This window comes from Streptomyces silaceus (assembly GCF_001419745.1).
Classification (GTDB): Bacteria; Actinomycetota; Actinomycetes; order Streptomycetales; family Streptomycetaceae; genus Streptomyces; species Streptomyces silaceus.
Window position 1 is genome coordinate 1 of sequence record NZ_LIRJ01000408.1, and the last position, 8,881, is coordinate 8,881.

Annotated in this window: 7 protein-coding genes; 3 read left to right on the forward strand and 4 right to left on the reverse strand. The window is 70.8% G+C overall.

Translation table 11 applies throughout. The features are described 5' to 3' along the window. Positions 1-79: 79 nt before the first annotated feature. Both AOK22_RS31680 and AOK22_RS31685 read right to left on the reverse strand, forming a co-directional pair. Positions 80-1,309, reverse strand: coding sequence for a DegT/DnrJ/EryC1/StrS family aminotransferase (locus tag AOK22_RS31680; protein WP_055702162.1), 1,230 nt, complete (start codon positions 1,307-1,309; stop codon positions 80-82). Positions 1,310-1,483: 174 nt separating this feature from the next. Then, the gene (locus AOK22_RS31685; protein ID WP_055702163.1) at positions 1,484-2,581 is read right to left on the reverse strand and encodes a GNAT family N-acetyltransferase; all 1,098 of its coding nucleotides are present in this window, start codon (positions 2,579-2,581) and stop codon (positions 1,484-1,486) included. Between the two features lie 626 nt (positions 2,582-3,207). On the opposite strand from AOK22_RS31685, the gene AOK22_RS31690 reads away from it, so the two are divergent. Genes AOK22_RS31690 through AOK22_RS31700 form a run of 3 tightly spaced genes read left to right on the forward strand, consistent with a single transcriptional unit; the run spans position 3,208 to position 6,286 of the window. Next, entirely contained in the window at positions 3,208-3,978 is a 771-nt protein-coding gene (locus AOK22_RS31690; RefSeq protein ID WP_055702164.1) for a HalD/BesD family halogenase, read from the forward strand. Further along, positions 3,975-5,303 carry an APC family permease gene (locus AOK22_RS31695; RefSeq protein WP_055702165.1) on the forward strand — a complete coding sequence of 443 codons (1,329 nt, stop codon included), beginning with the start codon at positions 3,975-3,977 and terminating at the stop codon, positions 5,301-5,303. The genes AOK22_RS31690 and AOK22_RS31695 overlap by 4 nt, the downstream gene beginning before the upstream one ends. Next, the gene (locus AOK22_RS31700) at positions 5,300-6,286 is read left to right on the forward strand and encodes an ornithine carbamoyltransferase (RefSeq protein WP_055702166.1); all 987 of its coding nucleotides are present in this window, start codon (positions 5,300-5,302) and stop codon (positions 6,284-6,286) included. The genes AOK22_RS31695 and AOK22_RS31700 overlap by 4 nt, the downstream gene beginning before the upstream one ends. A gap of 42 nt (positions 6,287-6,328) precedes the next feature. On the opposite strand, the gene AOK22_RS31705 is transcribed toward AOK22_RS31700, so the two are convergent. Next, complete coding sequence (locus AOK22_RS31705; RefSeq protein WP_079036950.1) at positions 6,329-7,540, reverse strand: serine hydrolase domain-containing protein; 1,212 nt, start codon at positions 7,538-7,540, stop codon at positions 6,329-6,331. A gap of 139 nt (positions 7,541-7,679) precedes the next feature. Next, positions 7,680-8,819, reverse strand: a complete 1,140-nt coding sequence (locus AOK22_RS31710; protein WP_055702167.1) for a PQQ-dependent sugar dehydrogenase — start codon at positions 8,817-8,819, stop codon at positions 7,680-7,682. Positions 8,820-8,881: the final 62 nt, after the last annotated feature.

Consider the following 8,881-nt stretch of genomic DNA (forward strand, 5'->3'; position numbering starts at 1 on the left):
CGCCCGCCTGAACCGCGACATCGAGCGGCTCGACGGCCGCCCCTGGCCCCGCGACTGACCCCCGTACCCCCGAAGACCCCTACTGGGTCAGCGGCGTCGAGGCCTGGGTGTCCTGCGCGGGCCTCGCGCTCGGCGGATGCGCCGTCGCCGCCTGCTCCTTCGTCAGCGCCTTGACGATCCTGCGCGCCACGAGCGGATCGGCCGGCAGCACATGGGAGGCGAACCAGCGGGCGGCCGTCGGATCGGGCGACGGCTCGACGAACTCCGCGCCCGCGTAGTCGTCGAGCGGCGGGTCGTACACATACCCGGCGACCACGCCGTGCCGCACCAGACGGTCGATCAGCGCATCCCGGTCGCGCACCAGAAGCGGAACCCGAAACAGGGGATGCGGACTCTCCCCCGCGGGGCGGCCGCGGAGCGCCGGGGACGCCCAGTCGGTGCCGGACAGCAGCGCGACACCGCTCCTGCGCCGGGCGAGGTCGGCGTCGAGCCGGTCCATGCGGACCTTCAACTGCCCGCGCACCAGCGGCCCGTGGCGGGTGCGGAAGCCGTGCAGATCGACGCGTATCCAGGGCTCGTACGCGGTCAGGCTCGGCGCCCGCGCCGCGCGCTCGGCGAGCCTGGGGGCGTGCAGGTCCATCCGGAACGCGTCGCGCTCCAGCACCCCGAGGCGCTGCATCGTCCGCCACACCGGGCGCACCAGATGCAGGGTACGGACGCCCGACCGCGCCAGGGGGCGCAGCGTGGTCGTCAGATCGGCGCGCAGGCTGCGCGGGGCGAGGAGTTCGTCGCGCCGCCGCTCCAGCTCCCGGCGCGTGCGCGCGTCCCCGACGGCGAGGAAGCCGCCGGCCATCGCCGCCACGTGTTTGGACAGGCTGAAGGCCGCCGCCGTCCCGAACGTCCCGATGGGCCGCCTACCCACCCGCGTGCCGATCGCGTGGGCCGCGTCCTCGAACAGGGGAATTCCCAACTGGTCGCAGCGGCGGCGCAGTTCGACGATGCGGTCGGGCATGCCGTACAGGCTCGTGGTCAGCACCGCATCAACGTTCCGCCAGGTCGATTCCGGTACGGCGTCCGGGTCGATGTTGCCGTCCGTCAGGGACACCGGGGCCTGGACCGGGCGCAGTCCGGCCGCGAGGACCACGAAGAGGATCACGTCGTCGTTCACCGGGGACATCAGGACGCGCGCGCCGGGCCTGCACCAGTGCCGCAGCGCCAGGTACAGCGCCAGCCGCGCCGAGGGCGTGTAGACGCACTCGCGTCCCAGTCGTCGTGACATCGCCGCGGCGAGCCGCGATCCGTACGGCATCCGAACATCTCCCGTCGAAGAGTCGCGAAGGGTCCCTCAAGCTCTCGAAGAATCAGCGGAGTCGGTGACACGTCACCGTGAGCGGCGACCGGCTGGGGGCGTGCCGACGGCCAGGCGCGGGCGCCCGGCAAGGGGGTGCGGGGGAGGGTGCGGCCCCGGGGCGGCAGGGCCCGCTCAGCGCGGCCGGGGCGTCGCCCTGCCGGAGCCGCGGGGCGCCGGGACGCCGGAGTCCGATCGGCCCGACGTGCGCAGCCGGGGGTGTGCCAGGACCGTGTTCCGCAGGCCGCGCACGGGTCTGCGCCACAGCCGGTGCGCCGTGGCCACCGGGTGGCGGCGGGTCGCGAACCCTTCGCCCACGCGCAGTTCGCGGGTCTTGAGCCAGTCCTTGTACTCCTTGTCGCCGCGCCCCATGTCCATGATCCGCACGCCCTCGCGGCCCGCGGCCTCGGCCATCCGCAGATGCATCAGCAGACCGGGCGAGTAGTAGCGGAACTCCGGGTCGTACGCGGTGAACCAGGCGGCGAACACCGTGCCGGAGGTCGGCCCGAAGTGTGCGGCGACCGGCCGGTCACCGGCGTACACCACGGACAGCACTCCGGTGAAGTGCTCTTCGCGGACCTGGAAGAGGTCGTCGACCAGGTCGACGATCCAGGGCCGCGCGAACCGGTCCATGCGGCCGGTCCTGCGGTACTGGGCGGATTTCCAGCGCATGAGCGTGCGCAGGACCCGCGGGTCGCGCTCGTCGTAGACGAACCGCATCTCGCCCACGTCGCGCCCGAGGCGGCGCTCCTTCTTCAGCGTCGTCTTGGCCAGGCCGGGGTAGGCGCCGCGCAGCCACTCCGCGTAGCTCTCCTCGCCGACCTTCAGGTCGAGCACGGGCGAGGCGAAGGTGCCCGTCACGTAGTCGCCGAACGGCCGCTGCTCCTCGACGAGGTGGTCGAACTCGAAGACCGACAGGCCGCAGGCGCGCAGCAGTTCGCGGGTGTCCCAGGTGATGCCGGGGCGGTGCACGAGGGCCTGGCAGTCGGAGAGGCCGAGCCCGATGGCCCGGCCGACACCGAAGGCGTTGCGTTCGAACGGCAGGAAGCCGACGGGCTCACCGCCCTCGCGCAGGACCGCGAGCCGCGCCCCGCCGCGATGCCGGGCGACCCCCATCGCGAACTCCGGCGCGAGGAAGGGGTTGGCGTACTGGGGCGACGCGTCCATCGTCCGGTGCCAGGCACCGCGCAGTGCCGCGCTCAGCTCGTCGAGCCCCTGGATCGTTGTGTCCATCTCAGATCGACCGCCCTTCCGCGGGCTCCGCGAGGGACGTGTCCGTGGGCGTCGTGGCTCTCCTGGACCTGACGGATGTCATGACTGACGGCTCCCCCCGCTCCCCAGTCCTGCGAGGCTTAAAGGTCGCGAAACAGCACGCACGTGTCAAGAGTGCACACCACAGCGGAAGGCCGCGTTTCGGACGTCCCGGTTCATCCGGCGGACAGGGGGCGCGCGCGGGCGTCACGCACAGGACGTGGGCGCCTTTGCGCCCCCTGGCGACGCCCGGCGTCCGCGCGATTCCCGGAATTCGACGGTCTCGACGGGGACGTGCCACTCGCCGGGTTCGCCGACATGCCGCATCGCGCCTCACCCGTGGAATCGTGGCGCCGGTGTGGACGAAATGCGGAGGAGCGTCCAATACCGGAACACCGCCGCCGATGGGCCAGGGGAAGCCGTCGCTGAATCATGTAAAACGGAGCACTTTCTTCAGCACACAATGCCCATGACACCTACTTCGCATGGCCGGAATTTTTCCCTGCGGAAATCTTTCCCTTGGTGACGGCCACCGGACCTTGTAGGGTTTCGTTCTCGAAAAGTGTGAGCGACCGCCATTCCCCTTCACATGATGTTGGGAGTCTGTCATGCGACCGGACGAGCGGATCGGGGGCCTCGTTCAGTCCCTGTCGAAACACCTGATCCACGGCGTCGACGAGGAACAATGGGAGCGGGCCCGCCGGGACTTTCTCGGTCTCGGCTTCGTCAAAGTGCCTTTCCTCGCCCCGGAGGACGCCAAGGCCGCCATCGCGGACGAAATAGAGACGCTGATCGCGGAGCACGGCGTCCGCCGCGAAATGAGCTTCAAGGAGACCGACCACACACCACGGCTGATGCGCAATGTCCGCCACCACGAAATCAGCAGCTACGGCTCCCTCATTCCTGAGGTGTACGCGTCCGAGGAATTCCGCGAGGCATTGGGGAAGGTCGCGGGCGAGCCGGTCCTGGAGTGCCCGTACGAACCGGAGCGCTATGTCATCACGGAGCTGGAGCAGTCCGGCGACACCCACGGCTGGCACTGGGACGACTACAGCTTCGCGCTCGTCTGGGTCGTCGCGTGCCCGCCGCTCGAACACGGCGGCTTCGTGCAGTGCGTGCCCCGCACCCGCTGGAACAAGGAGGACCCCCAGCTGCACCGCCAGTTCGTCGACCGGCCGATCCACTCCTTCGAACTGCACCCCGGCGACCTGTACTTCCTGCGCACGGACACCACCCTGCACCGCGTCTATCCGCTGAGCGGGGGCCGTCGGCTCATCATCAACATGGGGTACGCGTCCCGGGCCGACCTCGACAAGCGGATCAGCCACGAGACCATGGACACCCTCTGGGACGGATCGCGCGAGGAGCAGACCGCGTGACAGCGGTCGAGGAGGCTCCGCTGGACTCGTCCCACGTACCGCTCCTTCGGCGCCAGTTGGGCACCTCCGGGCTCGTGATCCATTACGTCACGTCCGTGATGGGCGCGGGCGTCCTGCTCATCCCCGCCCTCGCCTGGCGGGTCGCGGGACCGCTGTCCCTGCTCGCCTGGGGGCTGCTGATCCTCTACAGCTTCCCCTTCGCGCTGGTCTTCGCGCGGCTGTCCACCCTCCACCCCACGAGCAAGGGCGTCGCCCGGTTCGTGGAAGCGGCGTTCGGCCCGCGCGCGGGCCGGATCTCCGCCGTCTTCCTGCTCCTGACGCTGTTGGCCGGGAACCCCGTCCTGGGGCTCGCGGCCGGCCGCTATCTGCTGGCCGCGGTCGACCCCGGGGCCTCCAACCGCGCGGCGCTGCTCGCGGGCGCCGCGGTCATCGTGTGCTGCGTCCTGGTCAACCTCCTCGGGATCAAGGTGAGCACGCGCGCCCAGACGGTGGTGCTCGCCACCGTGGTGCTCCTGCTGGCCGTGGTCATCTGCCTGGCCCTGCCCCAGGGGGACTACACGCGCCTCGCGCCGGTCGCGCCGCACGGCTGGGGAGCGCTGGGCAGCGCCCTGCTCATCTGCTTCTTCGGGTTCATCGGCTGGGAGAACGCCGCTCCGGTCGCCGAGGAGGTCCGCGATCCGGAACGTACCTTTCCCCGCGGCATCCTGTACGCCGTCAGCTGTGTCGGCGTGCTCTACTTCGCGATGGCCCTCGCCGTCGCCGTGGCGCTGCCCGGCACGGACGGCGACCAGTCGGACCTGACGGCGTTCGTGCGGCTCCTCGAAGTCGCCACCGGGACCGGGCTGCGCAGCGGCGGCTACCTGCTGGCGGGCGTGCTGCTGCTCCTGACCACGAACGCCTGGTGCCTGGGCACGTCCCGCGTCGTCTTCGCCCTGGCCCGCGACGGCATCCTGCCGCGCGGACTGAGCAAGCTCGCCCCGCGCCGGCGCCTCCCGGCGCGCGCCGTCCTCGCGCTGCTGCCCGGCTATGCCGTGTCGGTCGTCGCGCTGTTCGTCACCGACTCCAGCGAGGCCTCCCTCATCAAGGCGTCGTCCGCCACCTACGTGCTGATCTTCCTGATGGCGTTCGTCTCCGCCGTCCGGCTGCTGCCCCGCGGTCCGGTCGCGTACGCGAACCTCGCGGTCGTCGCGGTCACCGTCGCCATGCTGCCGTTCTTCGGCTCCAGCGTCGTCATCGCGCTGGCCGTGCTGCTCGTCTCCGTCGTCGCCGAGCGGTGGTTGCGCCGGCGCGTCACCCCACCGAACGAGAGAGGGACACCCACATGACCGTGCGCCACGTCCTGCGGATCCAGGATCTGTCCGCCAAGGAGATCTCCTCGCTGCTCGACCTCGCCGAGGCCATGAAGCGCGGCGACGACACACGTCCCCACCTCACGGGACGCTGCGTCGGGCTGCTCTTCAACGTCCCCTCGACCAGAACCCGCGTCTCCTTCCAGGTCGCCGCCTCCCAGCTGGGCGCCGAGAGCTTTCCGTACGGCGTGGAGGAACTGCGGCTCGCCAACCGGGAGTCGATCGAGGACACCATCGGCGTACTCAACCGCTATCTCGACGCCCTGGTGGTGCGCTGGTACGACATGCAGGACCCCGGCGCCGGACACCGCAGGCTGCGCACGATGGCCGAGCTCGCGACGATTCCCGTCATCAACGCCCTCGACGACGAGGAGCACCCCTGCCAGGTCCTCGCCGACCTCCTCACCCTGCGCGAGCTGTACGGCGGCGACGTGCCGGCGCGGCGGGTCGTGTACGCCTGGTCCTACTCCCCCCGCCAGAAGACCCCCGGCGTGCTGCACTCCTCGATGATGGCCGCGGCCCTGCTCGGCCACCACGTCATCGTCGCGCACCCGCCGGGCTTCGCGCCCGAGGAACGGGTGACGCGGGCCGCGCGCGACGTCGCGGCCCGCACCGGAGCGCGCGTCGAGCTCACCGAGGACCTGGAAGAGGCCGTGCGCGGCAGCGCCGCCGTGTACACCCTGAGCTGGAAGTCACCGACACTGACCGGGCAGGACGAGATCCAGGCGAGGACGCGCCTGGCGGACCGCTGGCGCGTCACCGCCCCGCTGATGGAACTCGCGGGCGACGACGCGGTGTTCCTCGACTGCATGCCCACCAACCGGGGCGAGGAGGTCGACGCCGAGGTCAAGGACGGCCCCCGGTCGAGGATCTTCCAGCAGGCCGAGAACCGTCTGCACGCGCAGAAGGCCCTGCTCACCCAGCTGTTCGACGGAACGCTCACCGGAGAGGCCCGCTGAGCGCTCCCCCGGGTCGGGACGGGCGGCGCCCGGTCATGCGGTTCAGGACCGGCAGTACTCCGCGTCCATGATCTTCGCCATGGACGGCGCGTCCCAGTCGCCGTTGTAGTTGAAGGTGAGCTGGTGGCGGCCGTCCTCGGTGCTCACGGCCATGGTGAGCCAGCCGACCATCGCTCCGCCGTGGCCCCAGAGTTCGGTGCCGCAGCTCGTCGTGTACCGGGCGAGTCCGAGGCCGTACTCCGCGTCCGGGGTGCCCGGGGGCCTGGCCACGGTCTTCATGGCCTTCAGCTGCTTCGGCGGCAGCAGCCTGCCGCGCAGCAGGGCGTTGTAGAAGCGGTTCAGGTCGGCGGCGCTGGAGATGATGTCGCCGTCGCCCCAGCCCTGCGACCCGTTCATCTCGGTGATGTCGTCGATCCGGTCGGGCTTGTCCTGGAACAGCTTGGAGTAGCCGCGGCTGCTGGGCCGGGGCAGATGGATGCCGTTGCCCGGGTTCGACGTCGCCTTCAGGCCCAGGGGCCGGATGATGCGGTCGCGTACTTCCTCCTCGTACGTCCTGCCGCCGACGCTCTCGACGATCAGCCCGGCCAGGATGTAGTTCGTGTTGGAGTAGCGGTGCTCGGCGCCGGGCTCGAACAGCGGCTTGTGCGCGAGGGCCACGCCGACGTGTTTCTCGGGCGGCAGGGTGTCGTAGCGGTGCTTGAGGTACCCCTCGCCGAGCAGGTACGTCTCGACGTACTTCTCGTCGGCCAGGTAGTCGAACAGGCCGCTGGTGTGGTTGAGCAGCTGGCGCACGGTGATCGCGCGGCCGTCGTTGCCGTTGCCCCGCACGAGGCCGGGCAGGTGCTCCTCGACGCTGTCGTCGAGGCTCAGCCGTCCCTCCGCCTCCATCTGGAGGAGGACGGTCGCCACGAACGTCTTGGTGATGCTGCCGACGCGGAACCGGTCGTTCTTGCCGCGCGGCTCCCCCGTCCTCAGGTTGCCGACGCCCGAGGCCGCCGACCAGGTGCCGCGGGCGTCCCGGGCGTGTGCCGTGACGCCGGGGGTGCCGGCCCGCACGGCCGCGTCCATCGCGCGCTGCGTCGCCCGGTGCCCGGTCGCCGCGGGATCCTTTCCGGCCGCCTGCGCCGGCCCCACGAAGGGCGCCGTCAGCGCGACGGCCACGAGCCCGACCACGCCGGCCTTCGCCCTGCCGCGACCGCTCGACACGCGCTGAGGCAACCTTCCCGGGGATGAAGCTCTCTGACGTGATGTCATCGCACACTCCTCACCGTCATCCGCAGGTCCACCCTGCTCTCGGGCAGGACCCCGTACCGGGGGTGAGGGTTGAGCGAACGGCACCGGGCCGGGCCCGGTTGGGCCCGACCCGGCCAGTCCTGCGCGGCCTTGCCCCGGTCTACGCCGGGTCGATGCGGGAGACGGTGCCGCCCAGGTCGAACACGTACAGCTCGCCCTTGCCGCCCTGCGCGAACGAGATGACCTCGCCGCCGTTGACCCCGAGGTCGTTGACCCCGGTGACCTTGCCGTTCTCCATCTGGAGGCTGCGGACGGTGCCGTCGCAGTAGTCACTGAAGACGTACTGGCCCTGAAGGGCCGGAATCGCCTTGCCCCGGTAGACGTATCCGCCGGTCACCGAGCACCCCAGGCCGGTGCGGTCGTACTCGTGGACCGGCGGCACGTGGTCGGCTGGTTCCACTCCGTCCCGGAAGGGGTGGTTGCCCTCCATCTGGGACCAGCCGTAGTTCTCGCCGCCGTCGCTGCTCGCCGGGGCCCAGTCGATCTCCTCCCAGGCGCTCTGGCCGACGTCGCCGATCAGCAGGTCGCCCGTGCCCTTGTCGAAGGAGAACCGCCACGGGTTGCGCAGCCCGTACGCCCAGATCTCCCCCTTCGCCTCGGGGTCGTCCACGAACGGGTTGTCCGACGGGATCGCGTACGGCTTGCCGCCCCGGGGATCGATCCGCAGCAGCTTGCCCAGCAGCGTGCCGAGGTTCTGGCCGTTGCCGTGCGGGTCACCGCCCGAGCCGCCGTCGCCGAACGCGATGTAGAGGTAGCCGTCGGGGCCGAACCTGATGTCGCCGCCGTTGTGGTTCGCGTAGGGCTGCGTCTGGGTGAGGACGGTGCGTCGTGTGTCGGGCTGGATCTTGCCCTTCCGTACGGCGAACTCGTCGATGGTGCTGGTGCCTTCGAGGTTCGTGTACGAGATGTAGAAGTGCGCGAACTGCTTGTCGAACGCGATGCCCAGGAGGCCGCGTTCACCGTCGGTGGTGGTCTCGGAGGAGATGTCGAGGACGGGCTCACCGAGCCCCTTTCCGCTCAGCACCCGTACCGTTCCCGCGCGTTCGGCGATCCAGACCGTTCCGCCGGGACCGGCGGCGCCTGCGGTGGGGTTCTTGGCCGTCGCCACCTTCGTGAGCGCGACCTTGGGTACCTTCGGGGCCGGAGCGGCACGCTCGTCGGCGGACGCAGTGGTCAGCGCGAGCGAGGCCACGAGGCAGATGCTGCCGATGACGGCCGTGCTTCTGGTGCGAACTCTCACCGTGATCCTCCTGGAGGCGGCGAAGGGGGAGGTCACCCGGCTGCTGAGCAGAGAGGGAGGGG